General features: G+C 42.1%; 19 protein-coding genes, 1 tRNA gene, 1 other RNA gene and 1 other annotated feature. Of the genes, 16 read left to right on the forward strand and 5 right to left on the reverse strand.

What is annotated here, in order from left to right:
• Window positions 1–558 precede the first annotated feature (558 nt).
• The 3 genes from CSV76_RS16355 to CSV76_RS16365 all read left to right on the forward strand — a co-directional run bounded on the left by CSV76_RS16355 (window position 559) and on the right by CSV76_RS16365 (window position 4161).
• Entirely contained in the window at window positions 559–1041 is a 483-nt protein-coding gene (locus CSV76_RS16355) for a glutathione peroxidase (RefSeq protein WP_099626242.1), read from the forward strand.
• A gap of 105 nt (window positions 1042–1146) precedes the next feature.
• Window positions 1147–2613: an IMP dehydrogenase gene (gene guaB / locus CSV76_RS16360; RefSeq protein ID WP_099626243.1), complete on the forward strand. Its 1467-nt coding sequence runs from the start codon at window positions 1147–1149 to the stop codon at window positions 2611–2613.
• A 192-nt stretch (window positions 2614–2805) separates the two neighbouring features.
• Window positions 2806–4161, forward strand: a complete 1356-nt coding sequence (locus tag CSV76_RS16365; protein ID WP_085427709.1) for a D-alanyl-D-alanine carboxypeptidase family protein — start codon at window positions 2806–2808, stop codon at window positions 4159–4161.
• 18 nt (window positions 4162–4179) lie between these two features.
• Here the strand turns inward: CSV76_RS16365 and pdxR are convergent, their stop codons facing one another.
• Window positions 4180–5595 carry a MocR-like pyridoxine biosynthesis transcription factor PdxR gene (gene pdxR, locus CSV76_RS16370; RefSeq protein ID WP_099626244.1) on the reverse strand — a complete coding sequence of 472 codons (1416 nt, stop codon included), beginning with the start codon at window positions 5593–5595 and terminating at the stop codon, window positions 4180–4182.
• Window positions 5596–5695: 100 nt separating this feature from the next.
• On the opposite strand from pdxR, the gene pdxS reads away from it, so the two are divergent.
• Both pdxS and serS read left to right on the forward strand, forming a co-directional pair.
• Window positions 5696–6541, forward strand: a complete 846-nt coding sequence (gene pdxS, locus CSV76_RS16375; RefSeq protein WP_085427711.1) for a pyridoxal 5'-phosphate synthase lyase subunit PdxS — start codon at window positions 5696–5698, stop codon at window positions 6539–6541.
• A gap of 270 nt (window positions 6542–6811) precedes the next feature.
• Window positions 6812–7019: a binding site (T-box leader), on the forward strand.
• Window positions 7020–7089: 70 nt separating this feature from the next.
• Window positions 7090–8373, forward strand: coding sequence for a serine--tRNA ligase (gene serS / locus CSV76_RS16380; protein ID WP_085427712.1), 1284 nt, complete (start codon window positions 7090–7092; stop codon window positions 8371–8373).
• 73 nt (window positions 8374–8446) lie between these two features.
• Here the strand turns inward: serS and tadA are convergent, their stop codons facing one another.
• Window positions 8447–8947, reverse strand: coding sequence for a tRNA adenosine(34) deaminase TadA (gene tadA, locus CSV76_RS16385; protein WP_099626245.1), 501 nt, complete (start codon window positions 8945–8947; stop codon window positions 8447–8449).
• Between the two features lie 173 nt (window positions 8948–9120).
• On the opposite strand from tadA, the gene CSV76_RS16390 reads away from it, so the two are divergent.
• Window positions 9121–9768 (forward strand): deoxynucleoside kinase, encoded by a 648-nt coding sequence (locus CSV76_RS16390; protein WP_099626246.1) that lies wholly within the window; start codon window positions 9121–9123, stop codon window positions 9766–9768.
• A complete protein-coding gene (locus CSV76_RS16395) occupies window positions 9755–10411 on the forward strand; it encodes a deoxynucleoside kinase (protein WP_099626247.1) in 657 nt (218 codons plus the stop codon). The genes CSV76_RS16390 and CSV76_RS16395 overlap by 14 nt, the downstream gene beginning before the upstream one ends.
• 17 nt (window positions 10412–10428) lie before the next feature.
• On the opposite strand, the gene CSV76_RS16400 is transcribed toward CSV76_RS16395, so the two are convergent.
• On the reverse strand, window positions 10429–11793 hold the full coding sequence (locus tag CSV76_RS16400; RefSeq protein ID WP_085427716.1) for an aspartate kinase: 1365 nt from the start codon (window positions 11791–11793) through the stop codon (window positions 10429–10431).
• 154 nt (window positions 11794–11947) lie between these two features.
• On the opposite strand from CSV76_RS16400, the gene CSV76_RS16405 reads away from it, so the two are divergent.
• The 3 genes from CSV76_RS16405 to thrB are packed head-to-tail and all read left to right on the forward strand — an operon-like array spanning window position 11948 to window position 15201.
• Entirely contained in the window at window positions 11948–13240 is a 1293-nt protein-coding gene (locus tag CSV76_RS16405; RefSeq protein ID WP_099626248.1) for a homoserine dehydrogenase, read from the forward strand.
• A 6-nt stretch (window positions 13241–13246) separates the two neighbouring features.
• The gene (gene thrC / locus CSV76_RS16410; RefSeq protein WP_085427718.1) at window positions 13247–14305 is read left to right on the forward strand and encodes a threonine synthase; all 1059 of its coding nucleotides are present in this window, start codon (window positions 13247–13249) and stop codon (window positions 14303–14305) included.
• Entirely contained in the window at window positions 14305–15201 is an 897-nt protein-coding gene (gene thrB, locus CSV76_RS16415; RefSeq protein WP_099626249.1) for a homoserine kinase, read from the forward strand. Before thrC ends, thrB begins: the two co-directional genes overlap by 1 nt.
• Before the next feature lie 120 nt (window positions 15202–15321).
• On the opposite strand, the gene CSV76_RS16420 is transcribed toward thrB, so the two are convergent.
• A tRNA-Ser gene (locus CSV76_RS16420) sits at window positions 15322–15414 on the reverse strand.
• 45 nt (window positions 15415–15459) lie between these two features.
• On the reverse strand, window positions 15460–15678 hold the full coding sequence (locus tag CSV76_RS16425) for a hypothetical protein (RefSeq protein ID WP_085427720.1): 219 nt from the start codon (window positions 15676–15678) through the stop codon (window positions 15460–15462).
• A gap of 155 nt (window positions 15679–15833) precedes the next feature.
• Here CSV76_RS16425 and ffs point away from each other — a divergent pair.
• From ffs to CSV76_RS16455, 6 genes are all read left to right on the forward strand, one after another.
• An RNA gene (ffs, locus tag CSV76_RS16430) (signal recognition particle sRNA large type) lies at window positions 15834–16100 on the forward strand.
• Window positions 16101–16209: 109 nt separating this feature from the next.
• Window positions 16210–16677, forward strand: coding sequence for an S-ribosylhomocysteine lyase (locus CSV76_RS16435; protein WP_085427721.1), 468 nt, complete (start codon window positions 16210–16212; stop codon window positions 16675–16677).
• Window positions 16678–16762: 85 nt separating this feature from the next.
• A complete protein-coding gene (dnaX, locus tag CSV76_RS16440; RefSeq protein ID WP_099626250.1) occupies window positions 16763–18508 on the forward strand; it encodes a DNA polymerase III subunit gamma/tau in 1746 nt (581 codons plus the stop codon).
• Window positions 18509–18529: 21 nt separating this feature from the next.
• Window positions 18530–18850 (forward strand): YbaB/EbfC family nucleoid-associated protein, encoded by a 321-nt coding sequence (locus CSV76_RS16445; protein ID WP_029055208.1) that lies wholly within the window; start codon window positions 18530–18532, stop codon window positions 18848–18850.
• 11 nt (window positions 18851–18861) lie between these two features.
• Entirely contained in the window at window positions 18862–19458 is a 597-nt protein-coding gene (gene recR, locus CSV76_RS16450; RefSeq protein WP_085427723.1) for a recombination mediator RecR, read from the forward strand.
• Window positions 19459–19546: 88 nt separating this feature from the next.
• Window positions 19547–19810 (forward strand): pro-sigmaK processing inhibitor BofA family protein, encoded by a 264-nt coding sequence (locus CSV76_RS16455; protein ID WP_255396889.1) that lies wholly within the window; start codon window positions 19547–19549, stop codon window positions 19808–19810.
• Window positions 19811–19930 lie beyond the last annotated feature (120 nt).

The raw sequence follows: 19930 nt of genomic DNA on the forward strand, positions 1-19930 counted from the left end.
TACCATTCTATTTAATTATGATCAATCGTCCCCCGTAAGCGCTCTATCTACTGCGTTGACCGCTCTATTGGCATCGCTGAGTGCTCTATTCCTCACTGTGACCGCTCTATCCAACACGCTCACCGCTCTATCTTCCCCCGCAACCGCTCATAGCCTTCAATATGTAGCTAATTTTCACCAATAAATATGTAGCCGATCAATCTTTCACCATAAGCGCTCTATCCACTGCGTTGACCGCTCTATTGGCGTCGTTGAGTGCTCTATGCGTCGCCGTGACCGCTCTATCCGCCGTGCTCACCGCTCTATAGCCTCCCACAACCGCTCATTGCCCCCATTGCACCCATCACCCGTTTCCTATTTCCATATAATCTATCTTCCCCACAAACCCTCAATAAACCATATTAACCGCTCTAAAGCCCACGTTAATCACCTATCTGCAACCCATCCACCCCTGAAACGAGTATCAATACTCTATTAGAAACGTCAATTCAAAACAGGATAGTGGGTTTCTGATGAATAATGGAGTAAAGTATATTAAAAGAAAAGAGGCGGTTTTGCATGACGACAGTTTATGATTTTACAGTGGAGACTACAGGCGGAGAACAGAAATCTCTAAAGGAATTTGAAGGAAATCCAATGGTCATTGTCAATACTGCGAGCAAATGCGGTTTCACAAAACAATTTAAAGAACTACAACAACTATATGAAGAGTATAAAGATCAAGGACTGGTTATACTGGGTTTTCCATCGGATAACTTCAATAACCAAGAATTTGATGATATTGATGAGACAATGGAGTTTTGTCAAATAAATTATGGTGTGACCTTCCCAATGTTTGCAAAGGTAGATGTAAAAGGGGACGAAGCTGAACCTTTATTTACGTATCTTGCTGAGCAACAAAAGGGTGTGTTGACGGAAGGAATCAAATGGAACTTCACGAAGTTTTTAATTGATTCGAAGGGACAGGTTGTGGACCGTTTTGCACCTCAAACAAATCCATTAAAGATGCAAAAGTCACTTGATAAAATGTTCAGTGAGTAATAGGAATAGTGAATTTATAGATTTCTATCTTGACACGTTTCATTGTCGCTGATAACCTTTTAATAATCTGAATAGACAATAGTAATTTTAGGAGGCAGAAAGTTAATGTGGGAATCAAAGTTTTCTCGTGAAGGTCTGACGTTCGATGATGTATTATTGGTGCCGGCTGCATCTGATGTATTGCCAAAGGCTGTTTCGTTATCTGTGAACTTAACGGAAAGTATTAAGTTGAATATACCTATCATCAGTGCAGGTATGGATACAGTAACGGAATCTAAGATGGCCATATCTATGGCTCGTCAGGGTGGAATCGGTGTTATTCATAAAAACATGAGTATTGAGGAACAAGCTGAGGAAGTTGTTACAGTTAAACGTTCTGAGAATGGAGTTATTAAAAACCCGTTCTTCCTTACACCGGAACATCAAGTATTTGATGCAGAGCATTTAATGGGTAAATATCGTATCTCAGGTGTCCCAATCGTTAACAATATGGAAGAGAAGAAATTGGTTGGTATTTTGACGAACCGTGACCTGAGATTTATTCAGGACTATTCCATTATCATTGATGAAGTCATGACGAAAGAAAACTTGGTGACGGCTCCTGTAGGAACTAGACTTGAAGATGCTGAGAAGATGCTACAGCAATATAAAATTGAGAAGCTTCCGATCGTAGATAATAAAGGTATTCTCAACGGTTTAATTACAATTAAGGATATCGAGAAAGTTATTGAGTTCCCTAACGCAGCAAAAGATAAGGCTGGACGTTTGCTTGTAGGTGCGGCTGTTGGAGTCACGGCAGACACTTCTACGCGCATTGAGAAGCTTGTACAGGCAGAAGTCGACCTGATAGTCATTGATACGGCTCACGGTCATTCTAAGGGCGTTATTGACACAGTGAGAGAGATCCGCGGAAATTATCCGGACCTTGCGATCGTTGCAGGTAACGTAGCAACGGCAGAAGCGGCTGAAGCATTGTACGAAGCAGGTGCTGATGTAGTGAAGGTTGGTATTGGCCCTGGTTCTATTTGTACAACACGTGTAGTTGCGGGTGTTGGTGTACCACAAATTACGGCTATTTATGAGTGTGCAACTGTTGCGCGTAAATATGGTAAGACGATAATTGCAGACGGTGGAATTAAGTATTCTGGAGATATTGTCAAAGCATTGGCTGCTGGTGGACATGCAGTTATGCTTGGAAGCTTGCTCGCAGGTACTACAGAGAGCCCAGGAGAGTCAGAAATCTTCCAAGGACGTCGTTTTAAAGTATACCGTGGTATGGGTTCTGTTGCAGCGATGGAAAAAGGTTCAAAAGATCGCTACTTCCAAGAAGATGAAAAGAAATTGGTTCCGGAAGGCATTGAAGGTCGTATGCCATACAAAGGGCCTTTGTCCGACACAATTCATCAGCTTATAGGTGGTATTCGCGCAGGTATGGGATACTGCGGTTCGAAAGATCTTGAAGCACACCGTGAAAATGCACAGTTTATTCGTATGACAGGTGCTGGTTTACTAGAAAGTCATCCACACCAAGTACAGATTACAAAAGAAGCGCCAAACTATTCGGTGCGTTAATTTAACTATATTGAGGACAGCGGGGGAGATCTCTTGCTGTCCTTTTTTGTCGTTATGTCATGAATAATGGGGTATGAGGTAAAATAGGACGGCTTTTATAGGGGAATATGTGTTTTTTTGCTATAAGCGTACCTGATTTGCCGGGAATATGTTACACTGATTTTTGATATTGTGACTACGGGGGTAGGATGAGTGGAAAAAGTAACACAGAGATGGTTGGCGGCTTTTATGGTGCCAATGATGTTGTTGATGACGTTAGGTATACAGGGAACTGCAGTAGCAGAGGAAAATGAATCTTCATTGGACATCCGTGTAAACGGAGCTATTTTGATAGATGCAAATAGTGGCAAAGTATTATACGAAGAAAATTCGGATAAACCACTTGGTATTGCGAGTATGACGAAAATGATGACGGAATACTTGATGTTTGAAGCAATTGAAGATGGAACAATAACGTGGGATCAGGAATACAAGGTTACGGAGTATACGTATAAGGTTTCACAAGACCGTCGTTTAAGTAACGTACCACTTCGTCGTGATGGATCATATACGATTCGTGAACTATACGAAGCAGTAGCCATTTACTCAGCAAATGCAGCAACTATTGCAATTGCAGAGACGATTGCAGGATCTGAAGAAAAATTTGTCCATCTAATGAATGAAAAGGCTGAAGAACTTGGCTTGATTGATTATAAGTTTGTTAACTCTACAGGCCTTAACAATAGTGATTTGCAAGGGATGCATCCAAGTGAGTTTGGAGAGAAAGACGAGAATGTTATGCCAGCGCGTTCTGTTGCTAAATTAGCGTATCATTTATTAAAAGAATATCCTGAAGTCTTGGATACAACCAAAATTGCTAAGAAAACATTCCGTGAAGGAACAGATGATGCTATTGATATGGTCAACTGGAACTTCATGTTGCCAGGTCTGGTGTATGAATATGATGGCATTGATGGCTTGAAAACTGGAACTACAGAATTTGCAGGACATTGCTTTACTGGAACTGCAGTACGTGATGGTCGACGTGTTATTGCTATCGTAATGAATGCAGTCGATGAAAAAGGTGTGGGATCTTACGAAGCACGTTTTGATGCTACACGTAAGTTATTCGATTATGGCTTTAAAGAGTTTAGTGAAACGGAGCTACTTAAAGCAGGTCACCAGTTCAAGAAACAGAAAACGCTAGATGTTATAAAGGGTAAAGAGAAACAAGTAGCGATTGCGACAAATAAACCTATCAGTATGTTAATTCGCAATGATGAAGATCAAGACTATACAACTGAGCTTGTCTTGGATGAGAAACTTGTGAAGAATGGACAAATACAAGCACCAATTAAAAAAGGCACAGTGGTCGGTCATGTCAAGCTAGTGAAAAAAGATGGATCTGATTACGGATTTATTGATGGGAAAACAGTAGGCACGGAAGTTGTCACGACAGAAGAAGTAAAGAAAGCTGGTCGTTTCTCGTTAACGATGGGGGCAATCGGTCACTTCTTCTCTAGCGCGTGGAATAGTTCTACTGGTTTTGTAAAAGGTTTATTTAATTAATATAAATAGACAGTGCACCTACCTTGGTGTCACTGTCTTTTTTATATTCCATATATCTAATAGCTTTGAAATGGCTAGTATAATGTCTTCTTCAGATAGCCCACCGAAGCCGATGAGGAATGAAGGTGGAGCTTTGCTGGGCATTACTCTATACGTCTCCAGACCTCGTACCTTTATTCCCGCCTCGAGAGCTTGATGGATCAGCTCTTTTTCTGTTCTATCTGTTTGAATATGAAGCAAGACGTGCATACCCGCTTCATCGCCCGAGAATGAAATATTAGGCTCATACAATTTCAATAAATTCGTCAATGTATGCATTTTTCGCCGATAGATTTTACGCATACGGTTTAGGTGGCGCGAAAATTGTCCATCAGCCATAAAACGTGCCAAAATATGCTGATCCATACGTGGTACAGAAGAGGAGTAAGGGATAAAAGCCTGGCGATACGTTTCTAACAGCTGTGGTGGCAATACCATGTAGGCAATCCGCATGGACGGCATAAGTGATTTAGTGAACGTACTTAGATAAATGACATTTTCTCCTTTATCCATCCCTTGCAAAGAAGGGATTGGACGTCCACGGTAACGAAACTCACTGTCATAATCATCTTCAATGATAAAAAACTCTGAATCCGACGCAGCCCAGTTTAAAAGGGCAGTTCTGCGAGCGGCAGAGAGTACCGTGCCGGTCGGAAACTGATGGGAAGGGGTAACATATGCTACGGATGCATTAGAGCATTGTAGTGCCTTTACATCAAGACCTTCCTTGTCTACAGCGATAGGAATCGTCTGACGATAGTTCTCGGAAAAGACGTGTTTCGTCATCAAGTAACCCGGATCTTCAATTGCATAGCGTGCCTGTTTTCCCAGTATGCGGATGATCAAAGGTAAAAGCTGTTCTGTACCGGAACCAACGATAATTTGTCCAGGGGTACAGTCTACTCCTCGCGAGTGATATAAATATCGGGCAATTTCCTGACGTAACTCCATATCACCGTGTGGGTCTCCAAGTAATAATAGATGAGCTTGTGAAGTGTCCATAATATCACGTGCATATTTTCTCCACGCAATGAAAGGAAAGTGTTCGGTATCAATAGAACTCGGCGAAAGGTCGTATCGAATGGATTCTGTTAAAGGAACTGTAGTGATTTTCTCAGGTTTCACAGGCTGGACATAGGCGAGTTCCTCAATTGCTTGTACGAAATAGCCTTTTCGAGGTTCAGCCGCAATAAAACCTTCTGCTGTCAACTGATCATAAGCCATTTCGATGGTTGTTTGACTGACGCCAAGAAACTCTTCCAGTTGGCGTTTAGAAGGGAGCTTCATGCCAACCGGAAACTTACCGTCAATCATGTCTTGTTTAATTTGATTATATATTTGTTGATATAGGGGAGTATTAGAATTCTTTTGAAGCTCGATAAAAATCATATCCATAGTGATTCCTCTCATCTGACCATGTTGTTTAATACGTAACTGGCTATTTTAGTATGGTCAATTTAGAGTATACTGAAAATATTGAAAAGGGGGAAGGAAAATGAATTTTAATTATGGTGGCGTTATAATGGATGTAATCAATGCAGAGCAGGCAAAGGTGGCGGAAGCAGCCGGAGCTATTGCGGTTATGGCACTAGAGCGAGTACCTTCTGATATTCGAGCAGCAGGCGGTGTTGCACGTATGGCTGATCCACGAATTGTAGAAGAAGTGCAAAAGGCGGTATCCATTCCTGTCATGGCAAAAGCACGTATAGGGCATATTTCAGAAGCACGTGTACTGGAGGCATTGGGTGTCGATTTCATTGATGAAAGTGAAGTATTAACACCTGCAGATGACGAGTTTCACTTATTAAAAAGCGATTTCAGCGTACCATTTGTTTGTGGGGCACGAAACCTTGGAGAAGCAGCGCGACGTTTAGGTGAAGGGGCAAAAATGCTCCGCACAAAAGGGGAGCCGGGAACAGGCAATATCGTGGAAGCAGTGCGTCACTTGCGAATGATTAATGCTCAAGTAAGTAAAGTAGTACATATGAGCAAAGACGAATTAATGACGGAAGCCCGTAATCTTGGTGCTCCATATGAAATTCTGCTTGCTATTAAAGAGGCTGGTCGCTTGCCGGTAGTAAACTATTCCGCTGGAGGAGTAGCAACACCCGCTGATGCAGCTTTGATGATGGAGCTAGGAGCAGATGGTGTGTTTGTAGGTTCTGGTATCTTCAAATCTGAGAACCCTGAAGCATTTGCACGTGCTATCGTACAGGCGACGGCGAACTATCAGGATTATGAATTGATTGCCAAACTATCAAAAGATATTGGTACTCCAATGAAAGGCTTAGAAATTTCGAAGCTTGCCGAGAGTGAATTAATGGCTACTCGCAGTTCATAACAGATTATGAGACAAGGTAAGTAGATTGTAGTCAGTGGATAAAGAACACTGGCGGGCTATGTCCAACCATGAGTCAGCTAGGAAGTACAGTAGTTGACTCATGAAATGGTCACCCACGCAGTAGAGTTTTTACTAACCAAGTAGAAGCTTAATTACTGAGAGCACCTCAAAAAGGTAATATATTGTCCATTAACGATATTTCCCATGCAATGACGTACCGTGTCCCTTGTCAATAGTCAGAAAATGTAGTATGGTATATCTAATTTCACATACATTACGATGATAGGAAGCAGTAGCAACTATGTTTTTTTTAGAGAGCCGGCGGGTGGTGAAAGCTGGTAAAAACCGTTGTGAATCCGTCCAGGAGTAGCAGAGCTGAATCAGTAGGTTTTGCCGGTCAGTTGAGCCGATATCTCAAACAAGTGGGCTGAGTCATCAGTCAATTTGGGTGGCAACGCGGGTAGTTCTCGTCCCTGTTTTAGGGGATGGAGGGCTTTTTTTATTGTTTTTTTTATCATTTGTGATGTAAATAAGAGGAGGCGGATCACGTGCTAGATAGTAAATTATTGCGTGCAAATTATGAGGAAGTAAAAGCAAAGCTCAGTAAACGTGGAGAAGATTTGACTGATTTTGAAAAGTTTGGTGGTCTTGATGAGAAGCGCCGCGAAATTTTATCTAAAGTAGAAGTGCTAAAAGCTGAGCGTAACGAAGTATCACAAAAGGTTGCACAAATGAAGCGTAATAAAGAAGATGCCGATGAAGTCATTGCAAAAATGAAAAAGGTCGGCGAGGAAATAAAAGCGTATGATCAAGAACTTTCTAAAGTAGAAGAAGAATTGAATTATGTGCTTATGCGTATCCCAAATATTCCACATGATAGTGTACCGGTAGGGGACAGTGAAGATGACAACGTAGAAATCCGTACATGGGGTGAGTTACCAGCGTTCGATTTTGAACCGAAGCCACATTGGGAGATTGGGACAGATCTTCAGTTGCTAGATTTTGAACGTGCAGCAAAAGTAACAGGAAGCCGATTCGTATTTTATCGCGGACTGGGTGCACGACTTGAACGGGCATTGATCAACTTCATGCTGGATCTCCATCAAGAGGAACATGGCTATGAAGAAATGTTGCCACCGTATTTAGTAAACCGTACAAGTTTAACTGGTACTGGGCAACTACCGAAGTTTGAAGAAGATGCGTTCCTAATTGAAGAAGAGGACTACTTCTTAATTCCGACGTCTGAAGTTCCGGTAACTAATTTCTATCGCGATGAAATTTTAGATGGTGCAAAGTTGCCAATTGCTTTCACAGCATATAGCACGAACTTCCGCTCTGAAGCAGGATCTGCAGGTCGTGATACACGAGGATTAATTCGTCAGCATCAGTTTAATAAAGTAGAGTTAGTTCGTTTTGTGAAACCTGAAGATTCTTATGACGAGTTGGAGAAATTGACCGGACATGCAGAGAAAGTATTGCAGTTGTTGAAACTGCCTTACCGTGCTCTTAAGATGTGTACAGCCGATCTAGGTTTCACAGCCGCTAAGAAGTATGATTTAGAAGTATGGATTCCAACGCAGAATGTTTATCGTGAGATTTCTTCATGTTCAAACTTTGAAGATTTCCAAGCACGTCGAGCGCATATCCGTTTCCGTCGTGAACCAGGGGCGAAGCCTGAGTATGTGCACACATTGAACGGTAGTGGATTGGCTGTTGGTCGTACTGTAGCCGCTATTTTGGAGAATTATCAGCAAGCAGATGGTTCTGTTGTAATTCCTGAAGTACTACGTCCATATATGGGTGGCAAAGAAAAAATCGAAGCTCCTAAGTAAGTGAAAAAGCTATTTTGAACTGCGTTCCATAAATATGCTACTTCAAACAGTTTGTAATGAAAGAAGCCCGTGCTTACGAGTCTAACTCGAGGCGTTGGGCTTCTTTTTTTGCTGCTTTTCTTTTTTCACGCAGTGATCGAAAGAACGTGGTGAGGAGTTGACCGCACTCTTCTCCAAGGACACCTTCGGCTACGATACATTCGTGGTTGAATCTAGGATCGTTGAGCAGATGATAAAAAGTGTGGACGCAACCACCTTTTGGGTCACGTGCGCCGTATACTACTCTTGGTATTCTGGATTGAAGTATGGCTCCTGCACACATGGGGCAGGGCTCGAGTGTAACGTATAGAGTGGTGTCTTCTAAGCGCCAGCTTCCTATACTTTCACAAGCTATTTGGATGGCTGAGAGTTCAGCGTGTGTAACAGCATTTTGTGTAGTTTCTCGTAAATTATGGGCTGCCGCGATTACTACTTCGTTATGTACAATGACTGCTCCAATGGGTACTTCGGCAAGAGCCGCAGCCTTTTCCGCTTCTTGTATTGCCAATCTCATGTAGTATTCATCATCTTTCATCGAGTCATCACTCCTTATCAACAGTCTATCACGCTAAAAATCAAAATCAATTAGTGAAATGTTCCACGTGAAACAAGCGAGTAAAAGTTATTAAACAGCTCAATATAAGCTGCATTCTATACAGTAGTCTGTGGTAAAATGAGGTGGCAACGAATTGAAAGGGTGAGTGTTACATGTTTGTTCCGTTTATTGCGGTAGAAGGTCCGATTGGTGTAGGTAAGACTACGCTGACTGCAGCGATCGCTGACGCCTTTTCATATAATCAATTGAGAGAGATCAGTGGAGAGAATCCTTTTCTTAATAAGTTTTATCAAGATAAAGAAAAGTGGAGTTTCCAAACAGAGATGTTTTTCTTGTGTAATCGATATGAGCAATTAAAACAAATCAATAAAGAATACATATCGCAGGGGTTACCTGTGGTAGCAGATTATCATGTATTTAAAAACATGCTTTTCGCCCAGCGAACATTAGAGCCAAACGACTTTGTAAAGTATAAAGAAATCTATCACATTTTGACGAAAGATCTACCGATGCCGAATATTGTTGTTTCATTATCTGCATCCATTCCTACACTACTCAGCCGAATCGATGAGCGTGGTCGGTCGTATGAAGAAGATATGGATCCTGATTATTTACTTCAACTTTCCAATGATTATCGTACGTATTTGCCGGAATTTGAAGTGACATATCCTGATACGCAAGTTATTCATATAAATGGGGATGAAGTGGATTATGTCCGTAATAAAGAAGACTTGGCTGCAATAATAAGCAAAGTACGTGAAGTGGTCCAGAAAGGTTTGAAGCTAAATGAAGTCACATAATATACCGGAGAATAGTGTGTTTGCAGTAGCAGGAATGGTTGGAGTAGGAAAGTCGACTATGGCACACGCTATAGCCAAACGACTAGGTTTTCAAGAGTCGTTGGAAAATGTAGCGCAAAATCCATACTTAGAAAGATTTTATAATGATTTTGAGCGTTGGAGTTTTCATCTGCAAATTTTCTTTTTGGCGGAACGTTTTAAAGAACAAAAGCATATTTTCGAAAGTGGCGGTGGTTTTGTACAAGATCGTTCCATTTATGAAGATGTGGGGATTTTTGCTAAGATGCATGCAGATGAAGGGACCATGGAACCGATTGATTATGAGACGTATATGAATTTGTACGAAGCGTTGGTGATGACACCATACTTCCCACATCCAAATGCACTGATCTACTTGGAAGGACCATTACCCGTCATTCTAGATCGAATTGAAGAGCGGGGCAGGGATATGGAGCTGCAAACACCAAAAAGTTATTGGGAAGAGATGTATCGTCGCTATGAACAATGGATTGATTCATTTACTGCATGTCCAGTCATTCGGTTAAATATTGAGGAATATGATTTGTTAGGAAATGAAGAGGATATTGAGTTAATTATTGAGAAGATTAGTAAAGAAATGAAAAAGACGACACCCCTTGTGTAAGGAGTGTCGTTTATTTATTAATGAACGGGGACTTCTGTGAAAAATTCCTTGTATAGTTCACGAAGGACAAGATTTTCATCCTTTTCTTGAATACCGAATACTAAACTTACCTCTGAAGAACCTTGATTGATCATTTCTATATTTGCACCTGTTCGCGCAATAGCAGACGCCGCACGTGCTGCCAATCCTCTTGCGTGGCGCATGCCTTCACCCACGAGTACTACCATGGAATAATCACGCTGGAAATGTACATCGTCGGGACAGAGTTCTAGTTCGATACGCTTAACGATGCGTGCTTCTTTTTCAGGAGTTAAATGTTCATCACGAATAATGACAGACAGATTGTCTATTCCTGAAGGTGTATGTTCATACGGAATTTCTTCTTCTTCTAAAATTTGTAGTAAGTGACGTCCGAAACCGATTTCTAGATTCATCAAGTATTTAGCGACAAAGAGTGTGGAAAATCCTTTATCGGCAGCAATGCCAACTACCGATTGAAGATTATGATCACGGTCTCGCACAATCATCGTTCCGGGTGCACTTGGATTATTTGTGTTCTTAATACAAACAGGAATCTTGTAGCGGAATGCAGGTACTAATGCTTCTTCGTGAAATACAGAAAATCCGGCATATGCTAACTCACGCATTTCTCGGTACGTCATCGCATCGATCGCACGTGGGTTTTCTATAACCGTTGGATTTGCTGAAAAAACGGAGTCTACATCAGTGAAGTTTTCATATAGCTCTGCATTCGTTGCGGCCGCCAGTAGTGCGCCTGTGATATCGGAACCACCACGGTTGAACGTACGCAATGTTCCGTCTTCCGTATAGCCAAAGAAGCCTGGGAATACAATGATTCCTTCTTTATCGCGTAATTTACAAAGTTTTTCATTGCCTTCCGGAAGCGCACGTACACGTTCGGGACGGTGATTTACTAGTAATCCACCTTCACGAGGGTTTACATACTCTGCTTCTACACCGATATGACGGAAATAAGCTGCAATCATTTTAGCATTATTGTCTTCACCAGCGGCTTTCAAGCTATCCACGTATAGAACTTCATCCGATTGATCTTTATTAAGACGTCGAATGACATCTTGTTCAATGACTTGTGCAATTTCTTCATCTAAGCCAAGTCCATTCGCAATTTCCTTATAACGGTCCACAACCTTTTGTAGCGCGTCTGTTGTGTCTTCACCTGCAAGTGATGTTTCTGCTAAATCAATGAGCAAGTCTGTTACTTTAATGTCAGAGGAAAAACGTTTACCTGGTGCTGAGACTACGACAATCTTTCTTGATGGGTCGGATACGACAATGTCGACCACTTTACGAATTTGTTCTGCGGATGCGACGGATGTTCCGCCAAATTTACAAACTTTCATTATGTACCAGATCCTATCTACTTTGAGTTTATCTATCTATTTTTAGAAGATTCGTGAAAACAGGTTGTTATTAAAGGCAGAATTCTCTATAATTGTCCTTATACGAAGAACGATTGTTTTTTCATAGTGTACATATAGTTAGGAGAATCGTCAAATGAAAAATGAGAAAAATGAAATTAATATTGGCTTACTAGGTTATGGAGTAGTCGGAAGTGGTGTTGCAACAATTTTGCATAATCATCAAGATGACCTCCGACATAAACTTGGTGTTCCTGTATCCATCAAGAAAGTCCTTGTCAAAAACTTGGATAAGAAACGAAATGGCGTGATACCTAAAGAAATGTTCACTACATCACTTGATGAAGTGTTGAATGATCCTGAAATTGACTTGATTATTGAAGTGACAGGAGGTTCTTCTGAAGCAATTCGACGTTCACTTGAAGCTGGTAAGGGTGTTGTCACTGCAAACAAGGACGTCATGGCTGAATCTGGACCGGAATTATTGAAATTGGCAGATGAAAATAAATGCGACCTATTATATGAAGCGAGTGTAGGTGGCGGTATTCCATTAATTCGTACATTAGAAGATGGATTAGCGTCAGACCGCATCACCGCATTGACAGGAATCGTTAACGGTACGACTAACTTCATTCTAACAAAAATGAAGGATGAAAATAAGACCTATGAAGATGCATTAGCAGAAGCAACGCAACTAGGCTTCGCAGAGGCAGATCCTTCAGCTGACGTAGATGGTATTGATGCAGCACGTAAGATGGTAATTCTCGCGTCTTTATCCTTCTCCACAGAAGTGCATCTAGATGATGTATTTGTCCGTGGTATGAAGGAAATTGCAGACGGTGATCTTCAACTTGCGGAGCAGTTCGGTTATACAATCAAAATGACAGGATCAGCAAAGAAAGATGAAGAGGGAATTGAAGTGGCAGTTGAGCCGGTATTCGTTCATAACTCTCATCCGCTTGCTACAGTCAATAATGAATTCAACGCAGTGTATGTGTACAGTGATTCAGTAGGCGAGACAATGTTCTACGGACCTGGAGCCGGTTCATTACCTACAGCAACTTCCGTAACAGGTGACGTAGTGGCAGCTTGTCGCAATATTTTGCTAGGCGTGAATGGTAAGAGAATGCATGCGCCGCAATTTGAGCGCAAAGTAAAAACGGATGACCAGAAGTATGCCCGCTATTTCCACCGTATTACCGTACGTGATGAAGTAGGCGTGTTGACGGAATTGACATCTATTTATAGCCACCACAAAGCAAGTTTAGCAACAGTTGTCCAAGATTCCGATTTGCATAATGAAGGCGCGGATTTGATCTTTATTACACATAAAATTTCACGCCAACAACATTTAGATATTTTAGCTGACTTAAAAGATACACCTGCGGTTATTGATATTTCTAGTCATTACCGGGTGGAAGGAGAATAAGGGATTATGAGAAGATGGAATGGTTTAATCGAAGAATATAAAGAATGGTTACCAGTGACAGAAAACACGCCTGCCTTAACATTGCAGGAAGGGAATACACCATTGATCCACCTTGAGAACTTATCAAAACAATGGGGAATTAATCTTTATGTGAAAACAGAAGGAACAAATCCAACTGGTTCATTTAAAGACCGAGGAATGGTAATGGCGGTTGCTAAAGCTAAAGAAGAGGGAAAAACGGCTTTAATTTGTGCTTCAACAGGTAACACGTCTGCTGCAGCTGCAGCTTACGGTGCACGTGCAGGTATGCGCACAATCGTTGTTATTCCGGAAGGTCGTATCGCACTTGGTAAACTGGCACAAGCAAAAATGTATGGAGCAGAGATTGTTGCGATCGAAGGAAACTTTGATGAAGCACTTCGCATGGTTCGTGAGTTAGGCGAAGGGAAGATTGCTTTAGTTAACTCTGTGAATCCTTACCGCTTGGAAGGACAGAAGACGGTAGCCTTCGAAACAATTGAACAGCTTGGCAAAGTTCCGGATATCTTCGCTTTACCGGTTGGCAATGCGGGTAATATCTCTGCAGCATGGAAAGGTTTTAAAGAGTACGCAGAGAAAAAGGGCACGGGCACTCCGAAACTGCTTGGTGTTCAAGCTGACGGGGCTGCACCTATCGTATATGATCGTGTATTTGAAGAGCCTGAGACTGTTGCAACGGCTATCCGCATAGGGAACCCTGCAAGCTGGCACTTAGCGACACAAGCACTTGAAGAGTCTGGTGGGGATATTTTGTCTGCTACGGATGAAGAGATTCTCGAAGCATATCAATTACTTGCTGCAACAGATGGAATCTTCGCTGAACCAGCATCATGTGCGACAATTGCAGGAATCAAAAAACGTCTTGACGCTGGATTGATTGAAAAGGGAACGACGATTGTCGGAATCTTGACGGGCAATGGACTGAAAGATCCTGAAACAGCAATTAACGTTAATTCACATAAACCTATGATGACAAACGAGCAGTTCAACAACTTCTTGACAGAATTGAAAGAGGGGAACGACTAATGACAGAAGCCGGTTTTTCAGTGACCGTGCCAGCCACAACGGCTAATCTCGGACCCGGCTTCGATCATTTAGGTCTTGCCCTTTCACTTAACATGACGATAGAAGTTGCATCAGCTGAGGCGTGGCATGTGTTGTATCAAGATAAAGAATATGCTGCATTGCCAATGGACGAAACAAATTTGATTGTGCAGACTATACAACATGTTGCATCTACGTATGATCAAATCATTACACCGCAAAAATTAGTAGTTCGTTCAGACATTCCTCTAGGAAAAGGTCTGGGCAGTAGTGCTACGGCAATTGCTGCGGGCATTGAAATTGCAAGTGAACTAGCAGGTCTGCACTTGTCTCCAAAAGATAAATTGCGAATTGGCAGTGAACTAGAAGGACATGCAGACAATGTCACTGCTGCATTGCTTGGTGGCATGACGGTCTCTTACTTTACTGAAGACGAGATGGAAGTATTGTCTTTCCCAGCACCTCCTATTGGTGTGGTCATCCTTGTCCCGCCTGTTGCTTTGAAAACAGAAGCCTCACGAGGGTTACTGCCTGAACACTTAACACATATAGTAGCAGTACGCGGGAGTGCTGCTGGCAGTGTGATGACGGCTGCCATTGCACAATCCGATTGGGTGACTGCAGGACGTATGATGGAACGTGATCTATACCATGAACCGTATAGAAAAGTTGGTTTCCCTAACTTTGATGAAATCCGTATGGCTTGTAAAGAAGCAGGGGCATACGGTATGACGATAAGTGGGGCAGGACCGTCACTTTTCGTAGCCGTACCACCGGAAACCGAGCAACAAGTGGCGGCTTCATTAGAACAGCGCTTTCCACATTATCAAGCACTAGCGCTTCAACCAGCACAGAATGGTGCATTCATTACAAAATAAAAACATCGTCAGGACTGAATTAGTCCTGACGATGTTTTTTTGTACTATATTTCATTATTTGCACTTCTATTTTTAAGCAATAAAAAAACGTTACATCGAGTAACGTGTAGAGTCAAAATATGGCGGAGGAAGAGGGATTCGAACCCCCGCGGGCTTTAACACCCCTGTCGGTTTTCAAGACCGATCCCTTCAGCCGGGCTTGGGTATTCCTCCGTATTAGACAAATAATATCTTACCACGGTATTTTGAACACGTCAACTACTTTTTGAATTTTTCTTTGCGACGATAAATAAAGCGCCAGAAATAGAAACTCATCAAAGCAATAGTTTGTATAAGAGCAGCATACATAAAGTTGAAGTCTGAACTTGAGAAAATGATGACCAACAGCCCAAGCAAGACGGCAGGTATGACAGTGGCCGCGTAGACGCGCACTTCGGGATTGCGGAAACTAAGCTCATAACGTTTAGTTTGATCCATGCTCTTCACCTCTCTTGTTTCAATTAGTATACCATTTTGTAGCGATGGGTGACCAGACTCTTCTGCTTGCATACTGATGAGGTAATAATTTTTCGCGTACTAGATAAAAGGTTTACCATTGCAATCATTATTAACTATGGGTATAATAAGAAATGCCGTGCTAGGTGGGGAATTAGCGGTGCCCTATAACTTGCAATCCGCTCTAGCAAGACTGAATTCCTTTTCTGAGGCTGTCCGCATGTAGGGTCTGCCTTTTGCACGTAGTGTTGACGCTTGGGTCCTGCGCAATGGGAACCCATGAACCATGTCAGGTCCGGAAGGAAGCAGCATTAAGTGGACTCTCTCATGTGCCGCGGGGTAGCCTAGGCCGAGCCAACGACAAGAGTAACGCTTATGTGCGGCAGTCGAAGAAAGGTGCACGGCTTTAATTCAATAATTCACTCGTCCATTTTACTATGGGCGAGTTTTTTATGTCCCGTAAATAGTGTATACTTCTGAATAGCACGTAGAACTGAAAGGGAGCGATTTACAATGTCTGAGAAGAAAATGAACGTTGAAAGTTTTAATTTGGATCATACGAAAGTGAAAGCACCTTATATTCGTTTAGCGGGAACTTCAGAAGGAAAGAATGGCGACAAAATTTTGAAATATGATATCCGTTTCTGCCAGCCAAATGTGGACCATATGGATATGCCTGCACTTCATTCGTTAGAGCATATGATGGCAGAATTTAGTCGTGACCATTCAGATCAAATTGTTGATATTAGTCCCATGGGTTGTCAGACAGGCTATTACTTGGCTGTAATCAATCATGACGACTATGATGATATTCTATCTATAGTAGAGAACACATTAAAAGACGTACTGGCAGCAACAGAAGTGCCAGCATGTAATGAAGTACAGTGCGGCTGGGCTGCGAGCCATAGTCTAGAAGGTGCGAAAGAAATCGCGCGCACAATGCTCGATAAGAAAGATGAGTGGACTAAAGTATTTGCGTAAGATAGCTGAGCGATTAGCGGTGAAAAAACGTGTTTCATGATATAATAAAAGTATTATGCATTTGGAGAAAAAGGGGGAAACGCAGTTGATTTATCAAGCACTATACCGCGCTTACAGACCACAGACATTTGGTGAAATGTCAGGTCAGCAAGCGATTAAGCAAACTCTGCAAAATACCCTTCTCCACCAGAAGACGACGCATGCTTATCTATTCTCGGGACCTAGAGGGACAGGGAAGACGAGTGCGGCGAAGATTTTTGCTAAAGCCTTAAACTGTGAAAACGGACCGGCAGCAGAACCTTGTAACGTATGTGAGACGTGCAAGAGCATTACCGAAGGGTCCAATACAGACGTGACGGAATTTGATGCGGCTTCTAACTCGCGCGTCGAAGAGATCCGTGACATTATCGAGCGTGTGCATGTAGCACCGTCAAATGCGCGATTTAAAGTCTATATCATTGATGAAGTGCATATGCTTTCCAATTCAGCTTTTAACGCTTTGCTGAAGACATTGGAAGAACCCCCTGCTCATGTCGTATTTATTCTAGCGACTACAGAACCTCACAAGTTACCACTCACCATTATTTCTAGATGTCAGCGATTTGATTTCAAACCGATTACGTCACCTGAAATCATTGAGCGAATGGAAAAGGTTATTGGTGATATTGGAGTTACTGCCGATACTGGAGCATTACGTGCCATTGCACAAGCTGCGACAGGCGGAATGCGAGATGCGCTCAGTATGCTCGATCAAGCCGTATCGTTTAGCGGAGATGAGTTGACGACAAGTGACGCGTTGCTGGTGACTGGAGCAATCGGTGAAGAAATCTTTTATCAGCTAGCGCAGGCGATTCAAGCGAAAGACGCCGGATCCGCATTGTCCTTGCTGCATGAGTTAATCGCAGAGGGGAAAGATGTAGGCCGACTTGCAGAAGACATGATAACATTTTTCCGAGATATGTTATTACTTGGCACTGCGCCTGAATTGACAGATCTTCTGGAATTGATTTCAGACGGTGGTAAATTTAAAGAGCTAGCTCAAGAGTTCCATTCGGATGAATTATACCGATATATCGATATCCTTTCGAAAACACAACAGGAAATGCGTTTTTCCAATCATGGTAAGGTGTACATTGAATCTGCTTTATTAAAAATGATTCATTCCGGAGAGCAACGACAAGTATCTACTTCTGTAGCCGACCCTGAAATGGCACAAAAGCTTGCAGTGCTGGAACAAACCGTTAGACAACTCCAGCAACAATTAGCAGCAGGGGCTGTGCAGCAAGCCGCTGAGCCACAAGCACCGGCAAAAAGAGCAGCTTCAACTGCTTCCAGATCTGCTAAAGTACCAACGGGTAGGATTGTAGAAGTATTAAAGGCAGCAACGAAGTCTGATATTCAAGTGATTCGCGAGCAATGGGCAGGTATGATGCAAAGCATGCAACGTTCACATGCTGCTTTATTGGAAGAGACGGAGCCTGTAGCAGCATCCGAGACGGCATTTGTGCTAAAATTCAAATATGAAATTCATTGCCTGATGGCTTCTGAAAATGCTACATTACAAGCAGGCTTATCGGATGCGTTACTTCGATTGACAGGTAAAGGTTATGAAGTAGTCTACGTAGCAGAAGAAAGCTGGTTAGAAGTCCGTGCTGATTTCATTCGGAAAAGTGGATTGGCTAGTCAGAAAAATAAAGAAAACCCTCAACAATCAGAGGAGGAACAACCCATTTCAGCGTTCATGGAAGAAGCAACGATTGAAGATGCTGATCCACTCGTAACTGAAGCTGAAAACTTGTTCGGAAAAGATTTTATAACTATAGAAGAGTAAATTACTAAGGAGGAATTAATTATGCGTGGAGCAGGAAATATGCAAGGTATGATGAAACAAATGCAGAAGATGCAAAAGAAGATGGCAGAGGCACAGGAAAACCTAGGAAATGAGCGAATGGAAGGTACAGCAGGTGGCGGTATGGTCAAAGTAATCGTCTCAGGTCATAAAGAAGTCCTTGAAGTGATTATCGATCCAGAAGCGGTAGATCCAGAAGACGTAGAAATCCTACAAGACTTGATTGTTATCGCTACAAACGATGCAATTGCAAAAGCAGAAGAAATTACGAACTCCACAATGGGCCAATTTACAAAAGGAATGAACTTGCCCGGGATGTTCTAGGAGGTTGTATAATGCATTATCCTGAACCTATATCTAAATTAATGGATAGTTTTATGAAATTGCCAGGCATCGGCCCCAAAACTGCGGGTCGTCTGGCGTTTTTTGTATTAAGTATGAAGGAAGATACCGTACTAGACTTTGCTAAAGCATTAGTTGACGCGAAACGTAATCTGCAGTTCTGTTCAGTCTGTGGTCATATTACGGATATTGATCCATGCTATATCTGTCAAGATCAATCCCGTGACCGCACAACAATCTGTGTAGTGCAGGATCCCAAAGACGTAATTGCTATGGAGAAGATGCGTGATTATCGTGGGTTGTATCATGTATTACAAGGTGCTATATCGCCGATGGATGGCATTGGCCCAGAAGATATCAATGTCCCTTCGTTGTTAACTAGACTTCAAGATGACGAAGTGCAGGAATTGATTCTTGCGACGAACCCTACTATAGAAGGAGAAGCGACAGCCATGTATATTTCAAGGCTCGTCAAACCATCTGGAATCACGACAACACGTATTGCACACGGCTTACCGGTCGGAGGAGATCTGGAATATGCAGATGAAGTTACGTTGTCTAGAGCGTTGGAAGGTCGCCGAGAACTATAGAAGAAGTTTAAAAGATAGAAACAAGTGGACTACAATTCCACAGAGACGCATATAGATAAGTATCTATGAGATAGAAAGGGCGTTTTCTGTGAGGATTTTAGTCATAGCTATATTTGGAGTTGTATCATTACTACTGTTGAGCATGAGCCGAACCACTCTTGAGAAGAACATGGAGCGCTTATCGGTTTTTTGGTTTAGATTGGCGTTTGCGTTCTTTATTCTCTTCTTAATGAATATTGCCGGTGGATTTATCGGAATATATGTACCTGTGAACATTGCATCAGGCATGATTCTGGCCATACTAGGAATCCCAGGATTCGCAGCGTTATGCGGTTTCGCCATTCTTTTTTAAAAGAATGGTGAAAAAGCTTGCATTCCTTTAAACACGGTGGTATATTTATAAGCGTCGCATTGAGCAGTTGCGAAAACATCAAACTTAATAAAGAAAAACATTTTAAGTGAAAGTGTTGAC

It is taken from the genome of Sporosarcina sp. P17b (assembly GCF_002743115.1).
GTDB lineage: Bacteria > Bacillota > Bacilli > Bacillales_A > Planococcaceae > Sporosarcina > Sporosarcina ureae_C.